The sequence below is a fragment of the Leptospira sp. GIMC2001 genome, assembly GCF_028462125.1.
In the GTDB taxonomy this organism is placed as follows: domain Bacteria; phylum Spirochaetota; class Leptospiria; order Leptospirales; family Leptospiraceae.
Map to the genome: position 1 here is coordinate 3,661,205 of NZ_CP115468.1, position 23,802 is coordinate 3,685,006.

At 36.6% G+C, this 23,802-nt stretch carries 23 protein-coding genes; 10 read left to right on the forward strand and 13 right to left on the reverse strand.

What is annotated here, in order from left to right:
- The first annotated feature begins 56 nt into the window (after positions 1–56).
- The 3 genes from O4O04_RS18220 to O4O04_RS18230 all read left to right on the forward strand — a co-directional run bounded on the left by O4O04_RS18220 (position 57) and on the right by O4O04_RS18230 (position 3,282).
- Positions 57–1,295 (forward strand): MbnH family di-heme enzyme, encoded by a 1,239-nt coding sequence (locus tag O4O04_RS18220; protein WP_272533267.1) that lies wholly within the window; start codon positions 57–59, stop codon positions 1,293–1,295.
- Complete coding sequence (locus tag O4O04_RS18225; protein WP_272533269.1) at positions 1,292–2,206, forward strand: hypothetical protein; 915 nt, start codon at positions 1,292–1,294, stop codon at positions 2,204–2,206. Before O4O04_RS18220 ends, O4O04_RS18225 begins: the two co-directional genes overlap by 4 nt.
- A 62-nt stretch (positions 2,207–2,268) precedes the next feature.
- Complete coding sequence (locus tag O4O04_RS18230; RefSeq protein ID WP_272533270.1) at positions 2,269–3,282, forward strand: LIC11086 family outer membrane transporter; 1,014 nt, start codon at positions 2,269–2,271, stop codon at positions 3,280–3,282.
- Between the two features lie 126 nt (positions 3,283–3,408).
- Here O4O04_RS18230 and O4O04_RS18235 read toward each other — a convergent pair whose 3' ends face one another.
- The 8 genes from O4O04_RS18235 to O4O04_RS18270 all read right to left on the reverse strand — a co-directional run bounded on the left by O4O04_RS18235 (position 3,409) and on the right by O4O04_RS18270 (position 10,250).
- Positions 3,409–3,789 carry a nuclear transport factor 2 family protein gene (locus tag O4O04_RS18235; RefSeq protein WP_272533275.1) on the reverse strand — a complete coding sequence of 127 codons (381 nt, stop codon included), beginning with the start codon at positions 3,787–3,789 and terminating at the stop codon, positions 3,409–3,411.
- A 95-nt stretch (positions 3,790–3,884) separates the two neighbouring features.
- Positions 3,885–4,322 (reverse strand): MarR family winged helix-turn-helix transcriptional regulator, encoded by a 438-nt coding sequence (locus O4O04_RS18240; protein ID WP_272533277.1) that lies wholly within the window; start codon positions 4,320–4,322, stop codon positions 3,885–3,887.
- A gap of 144 nt (positions 4,323–4,466) precedes the next feature.
- Positions 4,467–7,013, reverse strand: a complete 2,547-nt coding sequence (locus tag O4O04_RS18245) for a SpoIIE family protein phosphatase (protein WP_272533278.1) — start codon at positions 7,011–7,013, stop codon at positions 4,467–4,469.
- A gap of 161 nt (positions 7,014–7,174) precedes the next feature.
- Entirely contained in the window at positions 7,175–7,351 is a 177-nt protein-coding gene (locus O4O04_RS18250) for a hypothetical protein (RefSeq protein ID WP_272533279.1), read from the reverse strand.
- On the reverse strand, positions 7,352–7,828 hold the full coding sequence (locus O4O04_RS18255; protein WP_272533280.1) for a hypothetical protein: 477 nt from the start codon (positions 7,826–7,828) through the stop codon (positions 7,352–7,354).
- A 189-nt stretch (positions 7,829–8,017) separates the two neighbouring features.
- The gene (locus tag O4O04_RS18260; protein ID WP_272533281.1) at positions 8,018–8,977 is read right to left on the reverse strand and encodes a patatin-like phospholipase family protein; all 960 of its coding nucleotides are present in this window, start codon (positions 8,975–8,977) and stop codon (positions 8,018–8,020) included.
- Positions 8,956–9,246 carry an LIC_11321 family protein gene (locus O4O04_RS18265; protein WP_272533282.1) on the reverse strand — a complete coding sequence of 97 codons (291 nt, stop codon included), beginning with the start codon at positions 9,244–9,246 and terminating at the stop codon, positions 8,956–8,958. The genes O4O04_RS18260 and O4O04_RS18265 overlap by 22 nt, the downstream gene beginning before the upstream one ends.
- Before the next feature lie 71 nt (positions 9,247–9,317).
- On the reverse strand, positions 9,318–10,250 hold the full coding sequence (locus tag O4O04_RS18270; protein WP_272533283.1) for an RluA family pseudouridine synthase: 933 nt from the start codon (positions 10,248–10,250) through the stop codon (positions 9,318–9,320).
- A gap of 98 nt (positions 10,251–10,348) precedes the next feature.
- Between O4O04_RS18270 and O4O04_RS18275 the strand changes: the two genes are divergently transcribed.
- Positions 10,349–10,942 carry an OmpA family protein gene (locus O4O04_RS18275; RefSeq protein WP_272533284.1) on the forward strand — a complete coding sequence of 198 codons (594 nt, stop codon included), beginning with the start codon at positions 10,349–10,351 and terminating at the stop codon, positions 10,940–10,942.
- A 177-nt stretch (positions 10,943–11,119) separates the two neighbouring features.
- Here the strand turns inward: O4O04_RS18275 and O4O04_RS18280 are convergent, their stop codons facing one another.
- A complete protein-coding gene (locus O4O04_RS18280; protein ID WP_272533285.1) occupies positions 11,120–12,427 on the reverse strand; it encodes a pyridoxal phosphate-dependent aminotransferase in 1,308 nt (435 codons plus the stop codon).
- A gap of 28 nt (positions 12,428–12,455) precedes the next feature.
- Between O4O04_RS18280 and O4O04_RS18285 the strand changes: the two genes are divergently transcribed.
- The 3 genes from O4O04_RS18285 to O4O04_RS18295 all read left to right on the forward strand — a co-directional run bounded on the left by O4O04_RS18285 (position 12,456) and on the right by O4O04_RS18295 (position 15,676).
- Entirely contained in the window at positions 12,456–13,667 is a 1,212-nt protein-coding gene (locus O4O04_RS18285) for an MFS transporter (RefSeq protein ID WP_272533287.1), read from the forward strand.
- Between the two features lie 9 nt (positions 13,668–13,676).
- Positions 13,677–14,471 carry a 3-methyl-2-oxobutanoate hydroxymethyltransferase gene (gene panB / locus O4O04_RS18290; RefSeq protein ID WP_272533288.1) on the forward strand — a complete coding sequence of 265 codons (795 nt, stop codon included), beginning with the start codon at positions 13,677–13,679 and terminating at the stop codon, positions 14,469–14,471.
- A 71-nt stretch (positions 14,472–14,542) separates the two neighbouring features.
- Positions 14,543–15,676: an N-acetylneuraminate synthase family protein gene (locus O4O04_RS18295; protein WP_272533290.1), complete on the forward strand. Its 1,134-nt coding sequence runs from the start codon at positions 14,543–14,545 to the stop codon at positions 15,674–15,676.
- 243 nt (positions 15,677–15,919) lie between these two features.
- On the opposite strand, the gene O4O04_RS18300 is transcribed toward O4O04_RS18295, so the two are convergent.
- Positions 15,920–16,396 carry a hypothetical protein gene (locus O4O04_RS18300; protein WP_272533291.1) on the reverse strand — a complete coding sequence of 159 codons (477 nt, stop codon included), beginning with the start codon at positions 16,394–16,396 and terminating at the stop codon, positions 15,920–15,922.
- 169 nt (positions 16,397–16,565) lie between these two features.
- Between O4O04_RS18300 and O4O04_RS18305 the strand changes: the two genes are divergently transcribed.
- Positions 16,566–17,510 (forward strand): tRNA dihydrouridine synthase, encoded by a 945-nt coding sequence (locus tag O4O04_RS18305; protein ID WP_272533292.1) that lies wholly within the window; start codon positions 16,566–16,568, stop codon positions 17,508–17,510.
- 256 nt (positions 17,511–17,766) lie between these two features.
- Here the strand turns inward: O4O04_RS18305 and O4O04_RS18310 are convergent, their stop codons facing one another.
- Positions 17,767–18,417, reverse strand: coding sequence for a DAPG hydrolase family protein (locus O4O04_RS18310; RefSeq protein WP_272533293.1), 651 nt, complete (start codon positions 18,415–18,417; stop codon positions 17,767–17,769).
- Positions 18,418–18,703: 286 nt separating this feature from the next.
- Between O4O04_RS18310 and O4O04_RS18315 the strand changes: the two genes are divergently transcribed.
- Positions 18,704–19,360, forward strand: coding sequence for a TetR/AcrR family transcriptional regulator (locus O4O04_RS18315; protein ID WP_272533294.1), 657 nt, complete (start codon positions 18,704–18,706; stop codon positions 19,358–19,360).
- Positions 19,361–19,429: 69 nt separating this feature from the next.
- Here O4O04_RS18315 and O4O04_RS18320 read toward each other — a convergent pair whose 3' ends face one another.
- Both O4O04_RS18320 and O4O04_RS18325 read right to left on the reverse strand, forming a co-directional pair.
- A complete protein-coding gene (locus tag O4O04_RS18320) occupies positions 19,430–21,559 on the reverse strand; it encodes a toprim domain-containing protein (protein WP_272533295.1) in 2,130 nt (709 codons plus the stop codon).
- Positions 21,544–22,935 (reverse strand): DNA gyrase subunit A, encoded by a 1,392-nt coding sequence (locus O4O04_RS18325; RefSeq protein ID WP_272533297.1) that lies wholly within the window; start codon positions 22,933–22,935, stop codon positions 21,544–21,546. Before O4O04_RS18325 ends, O4O04_RS18320 begins: the two co-directional genes overlap by 16 nt.
- A 169-nt stretch (positions 22,936–23,104) precedes the next feature.
- Between O4O04_RS18325 and O4O04_RS18330 the strand changes: the two genes are divergently transcribed.
- Positions 23,105–23,800 (forward strand): hypothetical protein, encoded by a 696-nt coding sequence (locus tag O4O04_RS18330; protein WP_272533298.1) that lies wholly within the window; start codon positions 23,105–23,107, stop codon positions 23,798–23,800.
- Positions 23,801–23,802 lie beyond the last annotated feature (2 nt).

Sequence of the window (23,802 nt, forward strand, 5' to 3'; positions counted from 1 at the left end):
AAGGCCATTGAGCAGGAGAATTGGGAATATTTAATGTTTTTTTATTCGAGGTTTTTATGAAGAAAAATATTTCGTTTTTTACAAAAATCATTTTGATTTTTTCGAATCTATTGTTTTTTGCATGCGATATTCCATTATTGAATGATCAAAAATCGAATAGCGACAATGAACTACTATTAGGTCTTGCTCTGCTAAGTCAAAGGTCAAGCTACAATTGGAATCTTCCTCCAGGTTTTCCCGAACCAAGAGTTCCGGCTGAGAATCCAATGTCGATCGAGAAAGTTGAACTGGGTCGTCATTTATTCTATGATAGGCGATTGTCCCAAGACGAAACTAAAGCATGTTCAAGTTGTCATTTTCAATCCTTAGCTTTCTCCGACGGAAAAGCATTGCCTTCAGGCATAACCGGACAAGTTCATCCAAGAAATGCTCAGCATCTAACCAATGCAGCTTATCATTCACGATTGACTTGGAATAATCCCAATCTACGCACTCTTGAACAACAAGCGAGAGTTCCTATGTTTGGCGAAAGTCCAATTGAACTTGGACTCCAAGATGAATCTTTCTTAAGTAAACTAAAACTAGATAGTCTCTATCCTGAACTTTTCAATCAGGCTTTTGGCGGAGGAGATGGCTCCATTACCGAACAAAATGTTCGTTTTGCTCTAGCAAGTTTTCAGAGGAGTATGATTTCGGGAAATTCACCATTTGACCGTGCACAGAATGGTAACAGAACTGCGATTACTCCATCGGCTGCAAGGGGTGCATCTTTTTTTAATAGCGAAATTGCTGAATGCTTCCATTGTCATGGTGGTTTTAATTTTACCGATACAAATCTTCACGGAACACAAGCTGAGGAAGAATTTGCCTATCACAATAATGGTACGCATACTGTAGCATATTATAATAGTCTAGGAGATATTCATAAGGAAGGCCTAAAGGAAATTACTCTACAAGATTCAGACCAAGGAAAATTTCGTGCACCTTCTCTACGCAATGTTGCAGTTACATTTCCTTACATGCATGATGGTTCAATTATGTGTGATAACAATCAGAACCCCAACCATCCAGATGGGATCGCAAATGGAGCAAGCCTATCAACGTGTGCAAGAAATGCTTTAGGTAAAGTGGTAGATCAATATTCTAGTGGAGGCGCTGCGCATCCCGCAAAAGATGGTACTCTGATCCGACCTTTCCCAATACAACCTAGCGAGAAAGAAGATCTGATTAATTTTCTTCTATCTTTAACGGATGATGAATTTCTAAGAAATCCCAAATTTTCAAACCCAAGATGAAAACATTGATTCACAAGAAATTCCTTCGTCATCCAAGTTGCGTGGTTCCAGTTTTGTTTTGTTTTATGATAGTTACAAATTGTACTTTTGGTAGCGTTGGCAATTCGCAAGAAGAGGAAGCAATAATTTTAGAAAGTTTGATTCGAACAAGTCGCGCAGTGCCAAGCGGATTCAATCCTTTCCTTCATGCTTATGACAATCAGATAGATGATAACCTTCAAAATTTCACCATACTTTCCAACGTTGGTGGTAACTACAACATTCAAATGAAGACGAATCTCAATTTTCTAATATTGAATCGGATCGATTTTCGATTCAATCCAGGCGATAAAATTGGAGGTGTATTCAATGTCCGATCTGATACTAGCAAAACCCATACTCCCTATACCGTTCCATTGGATTTACCATCGGACGATCCGTACGGTAAAATCTATTCAAGTTCTACGAAACGAATAGATGGTTATTCTTCTAAAAACTCTGATGGCATTGGATTTGGATCTGTCTTTCGTGCAAATTTAAATCCCCTCATCAATCCTCCTCAGGGAATTCTATCATCAACGATTGCATATTTTGATCGATTGGATTTATATGCAACAATCATTCGATCAAATGATAGCTCTCAAAGAGAAGTGGTTATTTCTCTACGCAATATTGCAGTTTCATTTCCACCAAGATGTCGAATCGAACTCACGAGTTCGCAGACTCAGGAATGGATTTTAGGACTTCGTTATTCTAACTTGTTTCGCGATATAATAGAACCGGGTCAGAATGTATCCGTTGTGAATTCTCTATTCCAAGGATCTAACTCAGGTGATACGATAATAATCTCTGATCTAGATTCACGATACTCATATATCCAAACCAATTTCACCAAAGAAGATAATGTTTTATTACAGGAAAGTTGTTTATAATGATTCCACTACGAACTAAATTTTCAAAATCAAGTAGTATTAATAATAGCAGCAAGTGTGTAATGTTTTTTATTTCTACGTTCTCTAAATCAATTACTAACACTTTACTTATCTTGTTTGCAATATATCAATTCTCAACTTCTTCTCTTAGCGCACATCACACAGGAAGTTCCGACAATCCCAATTCTACCACAAGATTCATTGACCCATTTACTGGAAAAAGAGAACAACCTGCCAACTATCTTGTATTAACTCAAGATTATTATAAAGCAACAAATGAAAATAGCAATATTTTTACCACGTCAGCTTTCGTTGAAATTCCTTTCTACGATGGAAAGTTTGCGATGAATATCAGTGTTCCGTATACTTATTTCCAACAAAAGGATCGATCCGATGCAGCAAGAATAGGGAAAACTTATCTTGGCGGAAAGTGGTTGCCACTTGGAGATTTTGAAAGAAATTATTTCATCGTTGTTGAAGGTGCAGTTGGGTTTCCTTCCGGGCCCGACACTGATCGGTTTACTGGAGGCAATTACTACGCAGGCCAAGGAAATCTTACTTTGGGATACCTTTGGAACGATTTTAGTTTTGTTCTCAAAGCGGGAGGGATCAAACCACTTTCGAGACTGGAACCAACAAATCTCAGAAACAATGATGGTATTCCCTATTGGCTTCGAGAGCCATCGGCAGTTCCACCTGAACAACAATACGAACTGAAGAACACAACTCTACTTCAAAGCTATGTTACATATCTCTGGAAGCCAGAAATATCTTTTTTCCTGGGTTATATTTTTAGAACTCCTTATCAAGGCGTAGACTTCGATACTGAAACTAGAGATACGATTCCACGCTTTTTTCGAGAAATAAGCATGGGAACATCTTACAATTTTTCAGAGAAATACAATATAACTCTTGCTTATCGGCATCCCTTGTATAGAAATCCCGACCATAGACTCTACGATGCCGCTTGGACAGTTGCCGTTTCCATGGAGTGGGGTAAGGAGGAGACAGTTAAGAAAGAAAATTTAGAAGTGAGCAAAGAAGATATATCGGAATCTGATCCGGTGGACCTATAATTCGATATTTGGACTCAAATTTTCTGAGATAAGCAATGCAAATGCAAAACAGCAATTAATCGTAAAAATTAAAGCAATCTTAAGTTTTACATTTGCATTCATAATTTTGAGCCACAAAAGATTATATTATTTTTTTTCCGCCACGATGATCGACTTAATCAAGACCCAAGTTTTCCCGTTCAAATAGAAAGTAAAGTTACCATCAAATTTCATTACTTTGCTCTCTAACTTAGATTTAACGATTCCAAACTGATCCATAATCTCTAGTGAAGATATTTCGACCTTTCTATCCATTCCTCCAATTTTACCTTCGGATAAAAATTTCACATAATCTTTCTTTGTTGAACTTATCGCACCTGGACTTCCTTTAAATACAAAACTATCATGATAATCATCATGCATAGCTTTCTCTACATAATCAACATTTTGCTTGTCTATCTCTGACATAAGCTTTATAAAATCTTTTTTTAATGAAACCTTTAAATCCTCAGCCTGTAAAGTACTCATTGATAACACTCCTACTACAATTAGTTTTAATAAAAAAATGAATCTATCCTTCATAGATCTCTCCTTTAGTTGTCATAACAACAATAATGATTTTTTTACTCCATTGCATTTGTAAAAATTGTATCCATAATTCTACGAAAATGTTTAAAATCCTTTTCATCCAAAGTTTCAAACATTCGATTTCGCTCTTTAGATACGGCTTTTACCATTAGCTCAAAAAGTTTCAAACCTGCTTCTGTCAACTCTATTCTATGCTTTCGACGATCTTCTGGATCATCACTGATAGACAACCAACCCTTTTCCTTCATAGAACGTAAAGCCCTAGTCATTGATGGTCTGTCCTCAAAATCTTTAGCTAGCTCAATCTGACTGCATCCTGGATTGTTATAGATTCGGACTAAAACAAACCATTGTTCCGGATACAATTCGTATCCAACTTCCGCTGCCAACCGAACAAACTGTCTACGTAGAGCTCGCACCGTACGATAGATTAGATAAGCATAAGAATCTTCTAACTGAAACCGTTCTTTCATTATGTTGCTATGACAACAATATTCCTAATATTCAATCTGTCAATGAAAATAGAAAAAAATTTCAATGACAAAATGATTTTTAGATATTCTCTACATGAAAATCATATTCTGAAAAATGCATCTTCAAAAAAATTACAACGGCTTTCAAACTCCGAGACTCAAAATTCGCGCTAGTTTTATTGCAGATTGATTGTCGGGTTCTTGATCCATTGCCTCACGAAGAATTTTTCTCGCATTTTCATCATCACCTAACATTCGATAAGAGTCCGCTAGGTTGATTAAGTTTGCGACACGTTCTGGTTGGTATTTTCTGCAAACCTCACCTGCCTTTTTTGCATTTTCGAAATCTTGCAACTGCTTGTAACACACACTCTTCTCAAACCAAAATAACGAACTATCTTTGCTGAAATTGTGGAATTCATTGATTCGATCAACGGTATCTTTATATTTTTTATCATCGAAATACAATTTAACGAGGAGCTTTAAAGCGGACAGATTGTTCCGATCTTTTTCCCAAATCGAATCCAAAATATACTTCGCTTTCGTTTTATTTCCAGATTGAATTGCTTCTTGAGCAGATTCAAGATTTACAATTTCCTGGTCATCTTCTTGATATTCTTCGACAGAATAATGTTCTTGGAATCCAACTCGAATCAAACTCAGATCATCGGTTAGTTCTCCTTGGAATTCAATCAACTGAACCAATTTATCCAATTCACCTCTAGATTCTTCAACAAGTCGCAAAAATAAAGTCTCGTCTTCATTGATTACTCGCTCTCCTTGTTCTGAAAGATTGATATCATCCCGACCGTCAGACCCAACAAACAATACATCTCCCGCAAATATTTTTGCTTTATGTACTTTGAAAGTGAATTCAGACTCAGAACCTAACTTTCGCAATGTGAGTTCATTCTCAATAAAGGACGCTTTCCCATCACGATAAACAACTGTCCACGGATGTTCTGCATTGAAATAAAATAGCTCGCCTGTTCTTTCATTCAATACTCCTAATACACAAGAAATCAACATTGAACCGTTGAAAGTTTTGAAAATTGAATCCAATTCAAAAAATGTCTCGCTAATCCACTCTTCTGGAGTGACAGTTAGAACCCGATTATCACGAGCAGACCGACTCAAGATATTATTCATTGCAGTACCAGCAACAATCGCACCTCCAGCACCTTGCATAGATTTACCCATTGCATCTGCATTAAAGAAAATAATCCAACGATCTTTACCATCACCGAATCGCAAGTTACCAGAAATACATAGATCTCCACCTAATTCTGCTTTTTTGTTTCTAAATGCAAATTTTTTCTTTTGATCTAAATGGAAAATCGTACTTACGAGTTTTGATTTATTATAATTCGTAGCAAGAGGTTTCTCAATGAGAGAAGTTAAGAAATAATCTCCATCTTGTTGAACTTTTAACTTTTGAACTTCTTCCATTCTCTGAGTCACTTCAACAGTTCTTTCTTCTACCTTTTTTTCTAAGTTTGCATTCAGATCATCAGTTTCATTTTGTACTTTTACAAACTTACTTGCGAGAATGAACATAATCGAACCAAGAAAAATGGGAAATCCTAGACCTGCTAGAAAAATAGCACCCTTCACATCCAATATTCCCAAACCAATATCATGAATGACTGCGATGATCATTGGAATCAGTCCATAAACCATTGCTTTCGCATCTTTTTCTTTTCGAATCAATCCGCGCGCAACTGAATAAATTATAAACGACAGAACTGGCAATATCTGAAATATATTTACTAAGCCACGGAATTTTTGAAGAGTACCGTAATCTGGAAAAAACAACGATATGATTCCCGGAATTGTTATCACAGAGATAAAGAAGATTTTCAGATTTCGATTGAGATCATTTTTGAAAAATATGGAAAAGAATCTCAATAAGTAGTAAGCGGATCCTGCCTGTACGAGAAATATAATCTTCTGATAAGTAAGGTAGCTAATGCCAATATAATTATAGAAAAACTCATTAAAAAAGTTCGTACAATAAATTGCATAGAACATTGCAAAGATTGCATAGTACCAATTTTCTCTATCTTTTTTACGTTTCAAATAGATCAGTAAATGATACATGGATATGATAATGAATAGGAAGGCAACGAACGCATTGATGTAGCTATTGAAAAATTTAGATAAAAATAAATGATTTCCCAATTCTATTGTCTCACCAAGCAATGCTTCGTTATAAACAAAACCTTCTTGATTTACATAAATTTTAATTAATAGAACATTCTGTTCAGATTTTTTTAGAAGCCCTTTTGCAATCGAATAATCTCTTATTGTATTCCAAGCAGACCAATCGTCCGGTGGAAATTCTCCTCCACGCCCGATCATTTCACCATTGAGAAATGTTTTATCAGCCCAAGCTATCCTTCCGGGTGAAATGGAATAAACTAAAGATTGATCAGTATTGATATCCAATGCAAAAGTTTTACGAAGCCAAATGTAACCAATTCCAGATGGTAAAATGGATTCTAATTTTCCTTTTTGTTCATTAGTTAATGGTAGAAAATCATAATTGGCAACATCCTCAACTGTATCATTGGGATCACCGATTGCAAACTCCCATTCCGAAGGTAAATTCTGGATATTTTTGTTTCCATTGGAACAATTAGATAAGGAAATAAATAATATAAACGATACGATCAGAAGACTTTTTGGCATGATCAACCTCGCGGATTATTATCAACGAAGAGCTGAATTTTGTAAACCATTAGAAGTTTTTATTATTCAACTTTTTTAAAACTTTTTATATTTTTAAATGCGACAATATCAACTAATAGGTTTTCTTTATTTGAATTGATTTGTGGAAAACTATTCCAAGCTTATTTGGTCTTTAAATTCGACTCTTCCCACAATCTTACTACTTCATCAATTCTTTCTTGATAAGCAGATAAAGGTATAAGAAATTTGTAATCTTCTAACCATTCCAATCTTTCGATCGGAGTAAGTTTAGAGCATTGATCAATATATTCATCCGTTAATATTTGTAAAGCTCTCAACTAAGATTTTCTTTTTCCCTGTATAGATTTTAGTGCATTTACATCTTCAATATCTTGACTTCTGCGAGTTTTTGATTTTAATTGAATCAATCCATCGAAATCGATAACAGGAATATCTCCCCATTGAGAACTTACTACAACCGTTTTGTAATTTCTAACATCCTCAGTTATCAGGATATCCAAGATGTCCATCTTCCTTTCAGCATGAATAAAATTCCACGCTATTAAATTTTTATCTTTGATATAGTTTTCTCGATTAGCTACAATCATGCGAGCATCAATTGGTAAGGAAGATTTCATTCCGATAGTTAGAAGAAGCTCTTCGACTTTAATAAGATTAGATTCCGTCAATTCAGTAATGATATCAAGATCCAATGTTCCCCGAGCAACACCGTGAAGAGCAACAGCATATCCACCAACAATACAATACTGTATTTTTGCAGAAGCAAGCAGCGGTAGAATCCGAGAAAGAATCATGGTTGTAAAATACTGAGTTCACGATTATCTGTCAACTTGGAAATTATCAAGAAATTTCAATTTAATTCCAGAATATCACTTAACGATGATTAGCTTATTGTAGATAATTTTGCACGAGTCGTGCAAAATTGATCGAAAATTTTGGTAGAGGATTACTCGACCTGTCCCTCCCTACACTGCTCCCTAACTTTACCACAACCTAGGAAAAGACTGACCTCGTTTAAATCGGATATGTTCCATAATCTTTTCTTTTTGGTTTCTTGCATCTTTCTTGCCCAATTCATAAGCGGCTCGAACGCCTTTAGGATTGGTATAATCAAAGGAAGTGATCGGAAGAGGTTCGGATGGCTTGATAAGATAGGTATTGTTCAAAATATCTGGATTCTTACCGATTAATGTTGAGTCTTCATAATAAATTCCAATCTTTGGAAGATGATCAGAGAAAAATTCCAAAGCTAAGTTATTGGTTAGTCCGCCATCAATATAATATTCATTTTCTTTACTTTGCATAGATACAACTGGAGGAATACTAGATGAATTCATAATTATCTGTTCTAGAACTTCTGGGCTATGGAAATCTTTTTCAGTATATACGATTTCTGTCATATTCCATTTCTTTAATACTTCTTGCGTTCGGTTACAAACAATTCCAGCTAGACGATCTCTCTCATCTTTAGTATAGGCTTGAGCAGTTTCTGCAATTAGCTTACCTAGCTCTACTCGTGCTTTGAACTTTTCTTCGACTTTGGGTTTAGCTCGAACAGTTAAGATGAAAACTTTGCTTGAAGAATTTTTGATCGCATCCCAATTTGCAGCAAAACGAATGGTTCTACGATACATGGATTCATGAGGAAACACTCGCTCACCGAAGAAAAGATTGCTCAATTTAAAATTGCTATCGTTTCTTCTTGTAATTTCCTCGAAGTACTCAACTGTTTCTTCTTCACTTCCGCCGATGAGACAGAGCGCCATAGCAGATCCAGCACTCACACCAGAAACTTCCTTTAACGCGAGTCCCCACTGCTTCATCTCGTAGCCCACACCCAATCCGTACAAAGCTTTGCATCCTCCGCCTGCGATAGCGAGTGCTACTTCAGGAGGTGAGAAGATTTCTATAAAATTATGGACTATTCTTTCCAGTGGAAACATAAGGAATTGTTATCACCGAGAAATCTATCAAAATATAAATTAGATCTACAATCATCTTCAGACGAAACAAAAAAATCATATCCGCCAGAAGGATACTTTATCTTACAGCATCCCTTTTTATTCTTATCAACATAACGAATGGATTTATCATCATCCTTCAAATCACCCTGACGTGGATTCACATCTCTACTAGATTGAGATAGGATAGGAACAATTAGAACGATTCCTAATAGAGTCGCTTGTATAAAAACTAAATTTTTCTTTTTCATATAGATGAGTTAATTCAATTTTTAGACTCCTCATCATTCATGATTATTTACAAATTATTGCAATAATTTTTCTAAAAGATATTCACGCAGTTTTTCTCAAAATCTAGAAAGCGTGTTGGCAAAGGAATCTCTGCAGATATTTCTTCTTGAGTAAACGGATGTACAAATTGAATTGTTCTTGCGAGAAGTAGCAATCCGTATTTTTTGTAATCATTTCCAGATCTTGAATAAAGTAAATCACCCACAACTGGACAACCAATATGTTGAAAATGTACCCTTATCTGATGGGTGCGTCCTGTCTCTAATTGAATTTTTACGAAGCTAAATTTTCGTCCACGTTTAGTACAGACCACTTGCAACGTTTCATAATGAGTTATTGATGGTCTTCCATCTTCTCTCACAGTCATTTTCAATCTTTCTTTTGGATGTCTTCCGATTGGAAGATCAATTGTTCCTTTAGATTCTTGAGGAGCTTGAAGTACCCATGCATAATAGGTCTTATGGATTTGCCTATCCATAAAAAGTTTTGCCATAGCTGCATGTGCACGATCATTTTTTGCAACGACCAACAAACCTTCCGTAGGTTTATCCAATCTATGCACGATTCCTGGACGATCTGTACCAGTTCCAGCTGACAAATTGTTGAATTGGTATAGAAGTCCATTTACTAATGTAATGGATCTGTCCCCAGGACCAGGATGAGTTGCAATCCCTGGCGCTTTATGAACAATTCGAATATGCTCATCTTCCCATACAATGGGTATTTCCATTTTTACCGGTTCTAGAAAGGGTTTTGGTTTTGCGGGCACCAAGATTTTATAAATCTCTCCGGTATATACCTTATGTCCCGTTTTAGTTATGGGCTTGTCGTCTAATTGCACGCATTCGCTACGAATCCATTTCTGGATTGCTGACCTAGTTAGGTCATCGCCAACGGCTTCCAATAGAAATATATCAAGCCTTTGATCATTGTATTCTTCGAGAACGGTTGCGGTTAATTCCATGGAGTAGTTTTTTTAAGAAAAAAAGAGCGGATGGTTGTTTTTAAACTTGAATCTCTGCTTAGAAACAGTAATTTTGACACTGGAAGGAAGGTCAATCCATGAATTTTAAAAATCTTATAAATCTTCTTATTATTGCTCTAGTATCATCTACACTAGTTCTTTGTTCATCAACAGAAACAAAGCAACCTGAAACAGAACCAGTTGCAGAGAATACAGAAGTTGAAGAGCCAAAAACTCGTTCTTTTGATATGAACATATTAGATGAAATTAACATTACTCTAAAAGAATACAGATATCCAGATGGTGTTCGTAGAAGAGGTTTCAGCTACAAGAAAGCTGATGTTACTAAAGAAGACTTCAATCTTTGGGCAAAAGAAAACGTAAACTTCATTAAAGAAGCACTCGATAAATTGCCAGCAGAGTATGCTGTTCAAGTTATTGGACATGCGGACTCAACAGGACCTGAAGAAGCTGAAGGTGCGAAGAAAGGTAATGCTTATTACTCACAAATCCGTGCTGAAGCAGTTAAGACTGCTCTTGTTCAACAAGGAATTCCTGCAGAAAGAATTGCAATCAAAGCCGTTGGTTCAGCTGAGCCAGTGAGCGGATATGATGAGCAAGACGAGATCAACAGACGTGTTACTTTTCAAGTAATTGCTGTTGAACCAGCAGAAGATTCTACAGTAGAATAAGAAACCTTAACTTCAAGATTTCCTTTAGTTAGGAATTACAAAACTCGGAGTGCTTTTGGCACCCGAGTTTTTTTGTATCTACGTAATGATTTATCTCCAAATTTTTAGTTAGCTTATATTGAAAAAAAAATCAAGTCAAGAATAACTGAATAATTAAGTACTTCATTCAATAGGGGATTATACCCTACTGGAACAAAGCGAACTCAGACCTAAAATCGCTTCATGAAAGTCCTCTTCCTTTACAATCAAGCTAAGGATAAGAATAATCCTTATTTTATCATTCGAATCTTCATTCATTTCCTTACTAAAATTGAACATGGATCCAGTATGAAGATAGATTCCATATTGCTGCAGAAGTGTAATGGCAAAAAGTTCATCCGGATGTCCAATGGAATCTAAATCATCCTTACTTATCCCATTTGACAAAAGGTTCTGATTCAATGATTCCAGTTTTTCTCGATTCAATTCTATTGAAATATTGATATACCATCCGCCATTGTATTCAGGAATATTAATGTCTTCTTTATCTGCTAGAATCTCCATTGCCTTTCCATAATTTCTCCGTATACGACTTCTAATTTGATTCTGAATCATATGTCTGGAACTTAATATAGTTGGAAGGACTTCTTGCACAATGGAATTCACTGATAGATAGGAATCCGTGAGCCATTCCAATCTTTTTGGAATCTCATTCCATAAGCTCTCAGGATCTTCGGGAATCTGAAGATGAATCCATGCAAGTTTCCATCCCGGAAGACCAGCCAATTTAGACAGACCATTCACAGTTATCACAGGCACTCTATTGGAAATAAAATAATGATATAGTATATTCGAATTTACGTAATCAGCAAAAACCTCATCTATGATGACAACTAGATTGTATTTGTATGCAATGCTCTCATATGCTTGTATTTCATCTAAACTTAAAGTATAGCCATTGGGATTATTGGGCTGCACAATCATAATAGCTCTGGTTCTTTTTGTAATTTTCGACTCAATATCTGCAATCGATTCAAATGAGACTGGCTCAACAAGTTCCCACCTCGCCAAAAAATCCAAAAGCGGATACCCTGGTGATTGAACTAAAATTTCATCTGATGGATTGGTGATTGATTTTAGAACTAAAGCATAGGCTTCAGAAGTTCCAGATGTTAAGTAAAATTTATCTGGATGAAATAGTTCACTAACATCGAATTGATTGGTTACATTGGTCGATAGTCTCTCTATGTAATAGTTCTGTATTGCTTCTCGTGCAGATTGTAAACCTTGAGGATTTGGTTCATATATCCAAGAAAATTCATTCGCTATTTCATGGAGCATCATTTCTTTCGGATAGTTAAAACCAAGCTTAGTCGGGTTGGTCTCAGTTAAGTCTAGAACTTTTAGTTTGGAATTTTCCCGATTTTTCTTAAGCTCGATGATTGGATTGATCTCTTCATAATTTTCAGATAAATCCTGAAAGCGCTTAGATTGAAAATGACTCATAGAATGAATATCCATTTAGTGGCACTATATGGAAGAACAAAATCTCCACGACCATAAGCAAGAAAGATGGATTATAGTGATACTTGCATTTATGCAATTTGCGCATATTCTAGATTTCGTAATCATGATGCCATTAGGCCCATTTTTCATGCAGGAATTCAAAATCAATTCCTTACAATTCGGAATACTTGTTTCTGTATATACTTTCAGTGCTGGTATATTCGGATTGCTTGGAGCATTTTATCTAGATCGATATGATCGAAAATTTGCAGCAATTTTTGTATTCTCAGGCTTTACTTTTGGAACGATATTTTGCGCCTTTGCCCCCGACTACAATACACTTCTTGTAGCACGAGCAGTCGCTGGAGGCTTCGGTGGAATCATAGGTGCAGTGGTTCTTGCAATCATCGGAGATATAATTCCCTTCTTTAGAAGAGGTAAAGCGACTGGTGCTGTGATGTCGGCATTCTCAATTGCTTCGGTTATTGGTATTCCAATTGGGATGATCCTTGCGGAAAATTTTGGATGGCATGCACCATTCCTTGCCCTTGGCATCCTTAGCTTAGCATTTATTCCTTTGTCATATAAAATCTTGCCAACCATGAGACTTCATCTCGAAGGAATCGACTCAACTAAGCCAGCCTGGAATTCGATCTCTATTGTTCTTTCTCGAAAGAATAGTTATCTTGTATTTCTTTTTTTAACCTGCCTTATGTTTGGTGGCTTTACAATAATTCCATTTCTTACACCTTACATGGTTGGGAATGTTGGTTTGCAAATGAATGAATTGAAATATATTTATTTATTCGGTGGATTGTTTACTTTTTTCTCAATGAATATCATTGGCAAATTATCAGATAGATTTGGTAAACAAAAGATATTTACATTTGTTGCAATACTTTCCTGGGCACCCGTACTTTTTGTTACAAATATGACTACCACACCACTTGCCTTAACCCTCACAGTCACCACTATTTTTATGGTATTGGTGTCTGGTAGAATTGTTCCTGCATTTGCAATCATCACTTCAACCGTTGAACCACAACTTAGAGGTAGCTTTATGAGCATCACTTCTTCCGTTCAACAACTTGCCTCGGGACTCGCATCTTTTCTTGCAGGGACAATAATTTATGAAGTAGGCAATCACACACTGGTAAATTATAATATTGTTGGTTATATCGCGGTGATAGCTTCGATGATTTCGGTTTTTTTGGTTTGGAAATTAAAGACGGCACATTAGGATAGTGATATGAAGAATATTGTCAATTTTTTTCAAGAAAAGAAGAATAAATCTCCGATCTCGGTTGTAACATGCTATGATTATACTTTTGCGAAGCTAGTTGCCGCAACCGATATTGATTGTATTCTAGTTGGTGACTCACTAGGAATGGTGATTCAAGGCCACAATAGCACACTACCTGTTACCCTGGACGAGATGATCTATCATACTAAGGCAGTGCGTCGCGGAGCACCTGAGAAATTCATTATTGCTGATATGCCATTTCTATCATACCAAACTTCTTTAGAGGAAGGTATACGTTCAGCTGGCAAAATCATGAAAGAATCCGGAGCAGACGCTGTGAAATTGGAAGGTGGCAATGACGATTGCTTCGAACTCGTTCACAGATTGGTAGAATGTGGAATTCCAGTGATGGGACATTTAGGACTGACTCCGCAGTCTTATCAAACTTTGGGTGGATACAAAGTTCAAGCGAAGGATGATGCTTCCGCAGAAATTCTATTAGAAGACTCAATGAGTCTAGAAGAAGCAGGAGCATTTTCAATCGTACTGGAAATGATTCCAGAATCGGTTGGTAAAAAAGTTTCTGAGAAGATCTTTATCCCTACCATTGGTATTGGTGCTGGTCGATATACAGATGGTCAGGTTTTGGTTATCAATGATTTATTAGGAATGAATTCAGAGTTTACACCCAAATTTTTGAAGAAGTATGCTGACCTTTCAACGACAACTAAGTCCGCAATACAAACATACCACGAAGAAGTCGTTGGAAAGAAGTTTCCAGAAGAAAAGAATTGCTTTTAGGTTTGACCCTGTCTGTCCGATTCTTTTAATGGAAAGCAAAGATTCATTATAAGACTTGAGGATTGGAACAGTTGGACATTATAGAACTAGAGAAGGGATTCTCACAAACAGAAGAAAATATCAAGAAGCTCGCATCTGAGCATGGCAATTCCGTCGAGATCATTCGAGGCGGTGCAGTGTCCGACACAATCCATATCATCGGCGATACAAGAAAAATCGCAACCAAAGCAGGATATGTAAAAGAACTTCCAGGTGTAGTGAAGATTTGGAATGTATCCGTTCCTTATAAAAATATTGCGAAAGTAGCAACTGGCAAAAACGGAGAAGTCGTTCATCGGGAAACTCGCACTGTAGAAGTAAAAGGACCTGATGGTTTAGTTCGTAAATTTGGTGCTGGTAAACATATTTTCATTGTTGGTCCCGATTCTCCTCAGACAGAAGAACAAACTATGACCATCGCCAAACAAGCAAAAGCTCTTGGTGAAAAGTATGGAATCTTAGATAGAATTATTCTTCGTGGTGGTGCATTCAAACCTAGAACTCGCCCGACTGATTGGCGCGGTATGGGATGGGAAGGCATCAAGATGCTTGACCAAGCAAGAGAAGCTACAGGAATTCCATACGTAACAGAAGTTATGGATCATACTATGGCTGAAGAAGTTTCTAAACATGCTGATATGATTCAGATTGGAACTCGCAATGCACAAGATTTTGAACTACTAGAAGCAGTCGGTGCAACAATGAAGCCTGTGATTCTCAAAAGAGGATTTGGTAATGAAGCAGAAGAATGGTTTTCTGCTGCGGAATATATCGCCAACCAAGGTAATCTAAATATTATTTTATGTGAACGCGGAGTCAAAACTCTTTTTATCAAAGAAGGATATTGCCGCAATACTCCTGATTTAAATGTTCTAACACATATTAAGAAGAAAACTATTTTGCCATGTATATTCGATCCGTCACATGTTGCTGGAGATGATAAGATCGTAATCAAGAATCTTCTTGCGAGCTTACCATTTGATCCAGATGGTTCGATTACAGAAACTTTGCATGAAGAAGCTTTCCGTAAGGAACAAAAATGTGATGCTGGCCAAGCACTTGTCATGAGTGTATATGAACATGCAGTCGAAGCGATTTTGGAATATGAATCAAAAATTCAATCTATTACGAAGAAGATAGATAGTTATTTCGATAATCGAAAATAGAATGTTGATCTGTCATTGAGTTTGAGTTGCCAATGAATTTTGGCTTCTCGTTCACGTCCACCAGCCCTGGGCTTAAGCCCAGCCCAGTTGGAACAGGCTTAGAATCTCCGATATTCCATTCATCCAACTTCGATCAAGATTTCCAAAACCTAGCAAATCTATCTACAAAAATCGGATTTATTGAATTTCGCTATTGAGCATATTATGCACAGATTGCGGATACTTTTGCGACATTTCTAAATTTTACTTTGAATATCCTTTAGTCTCTAGATAAGCTTTTTCAAGTTTCTCGTAACTATCAATTATAGAAGGATCCAATGATAATCTTGTATCCGATACAAGAGCTTTTTCTATCAAATCTTTGAGATCCGGATTTAAAATTTGTTCTAAAACGTTTGGAATAATTTTGCCAAGTGCATAGCTACTAGATGTTTCAGAATTCAAACTCATTGATGGGTAATGCTTCAAAAGTGGTGAAGAGTCTTGTACTTGTGATTCGGTCTCCCAAGAATTGGATTCGTATATTTTATTCTTGAGATTCCATTTACATATACCGTATCGATTTGAATAAAATTCTAAACGGTCGATCGAAAAGTTGTTTAAAATGATCTTAAGCTGACGATCGAGAAAATTCTTTTTCAAATAAGATGAGAACACAATAATTTCCGAATTGTCAGATGCTAACTTACTATCGATTATTAATTTTCCTGTAAATTCCATAGAGTGAGTTTCTGAAGGGATATTCTATTAAACTTTTATAATAATGCAATGGTTTTTCATAAAATATCTTATGAAATTAAACTTTTATAATAATGCAATGGTTTTTCATAAAATATCTTATGAAATAAACCTTTTATCGAAAAACTTGACAATAGAATTAAATTAAATCATGCGAATACTACTTGCTCCGATGGAAGGCCTGCTCGATTTTACTTTGCGAGATTTATTAACAAAGGTAGGTGGAATTGATCTATGTGTTAGTGAATTCATACGAATCAATGATACAGTTTTACCAGATCGAAGATTTTACAGAATCGTTCCTGAACTACTGAATGGCTGTCATACACAATCTGGAACACCCGTTCGAGTGCAGATTTTAGGCTCAGATCCTAATTGTATGGCCGAGAACGCAGCAAAAGTTGCAAGCTTGGGTGCATACGGAATTGATATAAACTTTGGATGTCCTGCACCTACCGTGAACCGAAACCGAGGTGGAGCTATCCTTTTGAAAGAGCCCGAACTCATGCGTAAAATTGTTGAGGCAGTCAGAAAAGCAGTACCATCAAATATTCCTGTTACAGCAAAAATGCGATTGGGATACGACACTCCGATTCACGCAATGGAATGTGCAGAAGCACTAACCGATGGCGGAGCTGAAGAGATTGTCGTACACGCTCGTACCAAAACAGATGGTTACAAACCGCCTGCTTACTGGGAATGGATTGCAAAGATTAGAGAAATCACGACCATTCCAATCGTAGCCAACGGTGAAATCTGGGATATTGAATCAGCACGCAGATGTCAAGAAATTTCAGGATGTGAAGATATTATGATTGGACGTGGAGCAGTATCTAACCCAGCCCTAGCCCTCATGATTCGCGGATTGAGATCAGATCCACTTTCTTGGCATGAAATGAAAAACCTCCTTTTCGAATTCTATCTGATTATGGAAGAGTCAGGAGATATTCAAAATATTGGAGGCCGGATTAAACAATGGTACCATTATCTTTCAAGACAATACACACAAGCTTTAGAAGAGTTTGATTACGTAAAACGCCTAACAAATTTAGTCGATATCAAAGAATCTTTACGAACGCAATCTTTGATTGGGTAGAGAAATTTCAGTTCTTGAGCAGGAAAGTATTTTGTGTTGATATCAAAAGAATTCAGCCATGGGCTTAAGCCCCTGGCTGAGTGAATATTATCTATCTTATATCAGATTTTATCTTATAACCGAAACTTCACAATCGCTTCGGAGAACATCCTTATTTGATTCGAATCTAGCAACTATCAATCGCCAGCAATATTTATGCAATTCAAGTGATTTGTCACAATCTACATAATTTTCAGAATAAAATGCTGAGGATAGATTATTGCCTCACTTCTTTATTGTAAAGCTCAGGTAGAAAATCTTCAAATTGACCAACCTCTTCAATATTATGTTTTATCCACGCATAACCTCTAACAGGTGGAAAAAATACTGGCTCAATAAAAAAGCGAAGCAATTTCCATGTCCACCCTTTCCATCCCAAGATTAAAGAATTTTCATAGATGGTCCCCTGTTCCGTTTCTTTAAAACTGTAAACCATTTTAGCCATAGGAAGTATCCCGTGCAATTTAGGATTATGGATAAAACCTTCTTCATCCAACTTTTCAATTTTGGTTGTGATGTTTACAATGTACTTTTTGTTGCGACCCAAGTATTCAACTATCCTTAAGACCGCACCAACACCGATAGATCCATCCGGTAGTCTTTCTTGGTAACTATTGTGGACATGATCTTCTGGATGCCATACTCGATAGCGATTGTAGATTCCACCTTTATAACTAATATCACCTTCAATATTTTTAAACCACCACACGAGCATTTTTGGTGAGACATTTTTTACAATAGAATGCTTAATCCAGAATTCGATCCGACCGTCTGGAAGTATTCGCCTTCCAGATTCTGCTGAATCAACCGATTTACGATTCCATTGAACGGGAAGTGGTTCTTTTAATTCTATATCAACTTTTTTCATATTAATCTCCTTTTCACAAGATCTTAAAATTTTACCTATTCATAAATATTTATCAATTTATGAGAATTTTTACTCGCCGGATTGGTATAGTATTTACTATACCAATAAAAACATCTAAATAACAGTTTCAAATCTAGTCAAGCAAAATGTATAGTAATTACTATACTCACTAGAATTTATAAACACTCAATCTTGGATTCAAGATTTGGTTTTGAAAGAATGATCCAAAAAAGGCGTGATTTCAAGGAACGTAAGCGTTTTACTGAGAAAATGGCAATCTCTAATCATGCAAATTACTGAGAAAATACTAAAGAAAGAGTTTGAGAAATATAAAAATCCGCAGTCAGAGAAGGAAATTCTTATCATCCAAGCAGGGGAAAAGTTATTTTCACAGAAAGGATATGCAGCTACGACAACGGCAGAATTGGCTAAACTAGCTTCCGTAACAGAAAGAACTCTATTTAAATATTTTCCTAATAAATCGTTGCTTTACCTTCGTATCCTGTCAGGTCTTTTGTATATGACCATTCTTCCGAATCATATGCAAGATCTAAAGGATCGACTAACTAAGATTGAAGGAAGTTATAAAGAATGGTATTTAAGTCTTATTAGAGCACGATTTCAAGCAGCATCTCAGAATCGAGACAAAGTCAAATTGCTCATCGATGCCCTTTTGCATGAGAAATCTTTCGCCAAGATTTTTGGCAAACTTTGGAAGGAGAATCTATTTGATTCATCTGTCAAGGCTATAGAACATTTCCAAAATAAAGGCGAGATTAGAGGCGAGCTTGATCCTACTGCTGTTGCGAGAGCATCTTATAGTCTTATGGCAAGTTTTATAGTATATCGATTCGCTCTTGGAATCGATATCGATCATACTGATGAAGCCGAAGCTTTATCCCTAATCAATATCTTCATCCAAGGAATTGGCGAACGAAAATAAAATTATCCTTGGAGAGTTTGTGAGGATAATTCAAAAAACCATGGGCATGCACCCATGGCTCAACTATTTCTAGTCTTGTATTACACTCATCGAATATTCGGATATAGCTTTTCGTCTATCTTCCGCTAAATCTTTATGAAACCATAAATCTTGAATATTCTTAGCTGATTTCTTATTGCCAATAGTAATTTTGGTCATACATTCATTCACTGCAAAACGCATAGCTGGTAGACCTGTCTCTCCCAATCCTTTGTTTCGCTTCTTTCTTGTAATCTCACCACCGTCTTTTTTGAGACGAGCCATTAGCTTATCATACTCTGCGTCATCAATACAGAAAATAGTTTCTTTTTTGCTGTCCTTAGTCTTGATATCAACCTCGAACAATGGAGCACTCGAAATATGAACAAAACCCAAATCATACAATTCTGGCCAATATTCATAAAAGAATGATAGCATAAGAGATCGAATCGCATAACCATCAAAATCCGCATCTGTGATAATCGATACTTTATCATAGTTCAATTCAGAGATGGATTTTACTTTTTCGTTCAATGGCAATCCAATGATCGCAACTATATTTTTTAATTCTTCGTTCGCTAGAGCTTTCGCTAGTGACATGCCTTTGCAGTTGAGTGGTTTTCCACGAAGTGGGAAAAGGCCATGGTATTTTGGATTACGAGCTGGACGAAGTCCTGCAATAGCGGAATCACCTTCAGCAACAAACAAAACTCTCCCCTCATCATTCGGCTTGCCAGTAGGAGGAATTAATTTCGGAATATTGTTCTTAGATGCTTTACGTAGACCCTTTTGAGCATCTTCCAATGCCTTCATCTGAGTACGATTTTCCATCTGCATCTTGATCTCATCAAGTAGCCCAGTTTTCTTGAGCATTTTGTCTAGATGTTTATCAACCGCATTTCTCATATCCTCATTCAAATCATTGATTAGGTACGATTTGTCCTGAGACTTAAATCGTGGATTGAGAATTCGTAGATTGGTATACATATGAAAACAATTTCGAACATCATTACGCGTACATTGTGTTTTCAATTTTTTCTCAAGTGCAAGAATCGATCCTTTCTTCCGCACTTCATCACAGATTCTATTCTCAAGATATTCGATTGCAGAACCACCTAACGGAGCAAAAATCGAATTCACCCAAGATAGAGTTTTATTCTGACCAACAACAACAAAATTCTCCATGCTTATCTGTGAAGCTGAAGCTTTGTCATTATAATCCATTTTGTAATAGACTTGGTCAGATTGAGCGAATATCTCATCCAATCCTTTCTTGAATTTGAATTTCTCTTTGCCTTGCTTAGTATGAAATTGAACTTCTAGACCTGGGTTGGTCATAGCAATATCTTGAACGTATTGTCTAACCAAATCAGCATTGAATGAAACATCCAAATTATTGAAATACTGAGGATCCAATTCGAATTCCACAGTTGTTCCATGATCTTCGGGTTTAGTCTTTTCAATCACTTCGAGAAGATTACTCTTCTTCATTAATGGGGCTAATTTTGAGATTTGGTCAGCGGTCAGTAAAGGACATTCATCAAATTTACCATGCTCATCAAAATATAAATAAATACGATCCGTTTCATCTTTAGAATATTTGAATCCTCGAATATTTCTTTTGATTTCTTCGGTCAGTGTAAATTGCTTCTTGTATGCGACACCTTTGTTGACTGTCTTCACTCTAAAGAAGGTAGAAACCATACGAACAAGTGAAATTCCCACACCATTTTGTCCCGCTACATGGTCTTCTTTAACTTTATCATCGAAGTTTTCGCCATACATTAGATGGAGATAGACGCCTTCTGCGTTACTTGCAGGAATACCACGACCATTATCAGATACTGTTACTCTTTTACGATCCGCAGACAATCCCACGATGAGCTTGGACATTTTGTCTTTTTCTGGAATCGCCTTATCATTCTGATTCTTGCGGTATTCATCCACCGCATTCATGCAAGTCTCATCCAAACATTTGATTTTTGCGGGAATATCAGAAATTTCCTCATGGAAAATTTCATAGACTCCCTCTTTATTCTTCTGGAAAAAATGTTGGTGAAAATTGGACATAGAGTTCTGTCCAAGCCACATTCCAGTTCGCATCCGAACATGTTCTACATTCGATAACTTCTTAAAATTTCTTTCTGAGGAAGTGCCTGCCTTCTTCACTTGGGATCCCATTTCGTCTTTAACTCCTCGAGTTCTACAGTCATAAAGCTAGTTAGCTTTTTGTCTTCTTTGTACAATGCAGTGTATTCTGTGAATTTCGTTTTTGCTTCGACGATCGCCTCTTCACATTTACGAACTTCTTCAAGTGTCATCCGATAAACTGGAATTGTAGACAACCATTCAAAATAAACAAATTTTGCTGTTTTGAGTTTATCTTCGAATTCTTTCTTAGACTTGATGGTTGTAACTTTCTCATTCCATCTTTCTTTTATGAAACGGATTAATTCTGAATTTCTCTCAATTTTCTCGCTTTCTAGTCCCGCAAGTCGTTTGAATCTTCTGATCAAATGCAGTTTACGAAAATCACAGAACCTTTTGATAATTTCTTCTGGCGAGAAATTTCTCAATTTCCCTTCATGAGTGATTACGTTGTAAGCAAGAGTCTCATTGTTTTCTTTGTTGAGAAGTGCCATGATTTCTGCATCCGTTGGCTCTTCCCCTTTTCTAGAAATCAATTCAATCTTAAAAGTCTGACTCGAATGATCTATGTATTCCTTTAACCAGTTGTCTTTTCTTTCGATGATGTCATCAAGATAGACAACTACTTTCTCACGGTTCCAATTCATTGGCGCATCAGAAAGATAGATTACTCCATTTTCTCTACGAAATCCAAAGGATGTTGTGAGAATTTCTGAACCGTTGTCATTGGTATACAACCTAACATTGCCATTGAAACCTTGGTACCACGGTGTGATTTTCTTCGCTTTTCCTTTGGTTAGATAAGCTACTTGTGAATCAATAATATCTGAGAGTTTGTGCGCTGGTATAAAGCATCTGAATCCAGTTGCAATTCCTTGAATATTATTCAGAAGAACAACGGGAACCTTCCCAACAAAATGGATTGGTTCTTCTTCGGTCTCATCGTAATTCTGGACATAATCAATGTCTGGAAGAGATTCAAAAAATCCTAAATCTTTAACAAAATCACTTAATTTAACTTCTGTATAACGAGGACTCGCGATCGCCGACGGATCTAGTACGTCACCAAAGGTACCTTCACCTGAAACAAGTGGGATATTATTTGCAAAAGTGAAGTTTTGAGCCATCTGCGAGAGCGCATCTTGGATGGATCTGTCACCATGAGGGTGGTAACCCATTGCGAGACCTGCAACTTTTACAGTTTTCGTGTAACGATTTCTAGCATCTGAGTTCCACATCGCCCATAAAATTCTACGCTGAACGGGCTTAAGTCCGTCAATTTCATTGGGTATTGCACGAGAGTCACATACATAACGAGAGTATTTTCTCTGATCATCATGAACTTGGTCTTCAAAAGGCTTGGATGGAAAGTTATCCTTGGGAGGAGGATTCGAATTTTTATTCTTCATGACCTTGGGGTCAGAAAAGAACAGCGAAATCGCTTGTCAACGATTTTTCATTTGAGACATTGGAAATGCCTGATCGGTTAACTACCACAACCCCATGAAAACTGCAACCAATTGCCTATTCCTAGCCATTTTCACTTTTTTTTCTCACTGTTCAATTTCACCGATAAAAATGAGAAATTCCAGTGATTATTCCTCCAGTTTATCAGGAACTTATAGCTCTCAACGATTCACAGATTTCAACACAAGATTCTTCAAAGAAGGTTCATCTGCGCAGACTTATATTGATGTAAGAATCATTGAAGAAGACTCCAAAATATACAAAACAGAGCTTGTTATAGTTGAATACCAAGATGACTTTGTATCAGATCAGAATAATTTTTTTCAGAATCAGCCGAAACCATTCTCCATAAAGATCAACAAAATCTCTGGCAAAGTAAAAGGAAGTCCCGGACCCACAGGATTTACCGTGCAATATGAAACTCTACAGAGTAAGTTCGGTTATGGCAACTCTCTCGAAGAAGCTTATGAGAATTATAAAAAATCTTCTTATAAACGTGATAGCATCGATCGCAGAGAGAAATGGGAAACGATTAAGGATGGCTTGTGGCTTGCGGAAGAAACAGAAAAATATGAAGCAGGTGAATTTGCTTGGAAGCATTTGCTTGGCACTCTAGATTTCTTCCATCCAAGATCTGAATTCAAATCGAGTGAAACTGCTTCGGCATCTCTTGATTACGATTACAACTTGAACCGTTTCAAGAAACTAAAGATTGATAAAATAGCCGACGCAGCAAACTTAGTATTTGAAGGTAAAGAATCCTCAATCTATTACCTTAACGGCAAGATTACCCTACAGAAGAAATAATT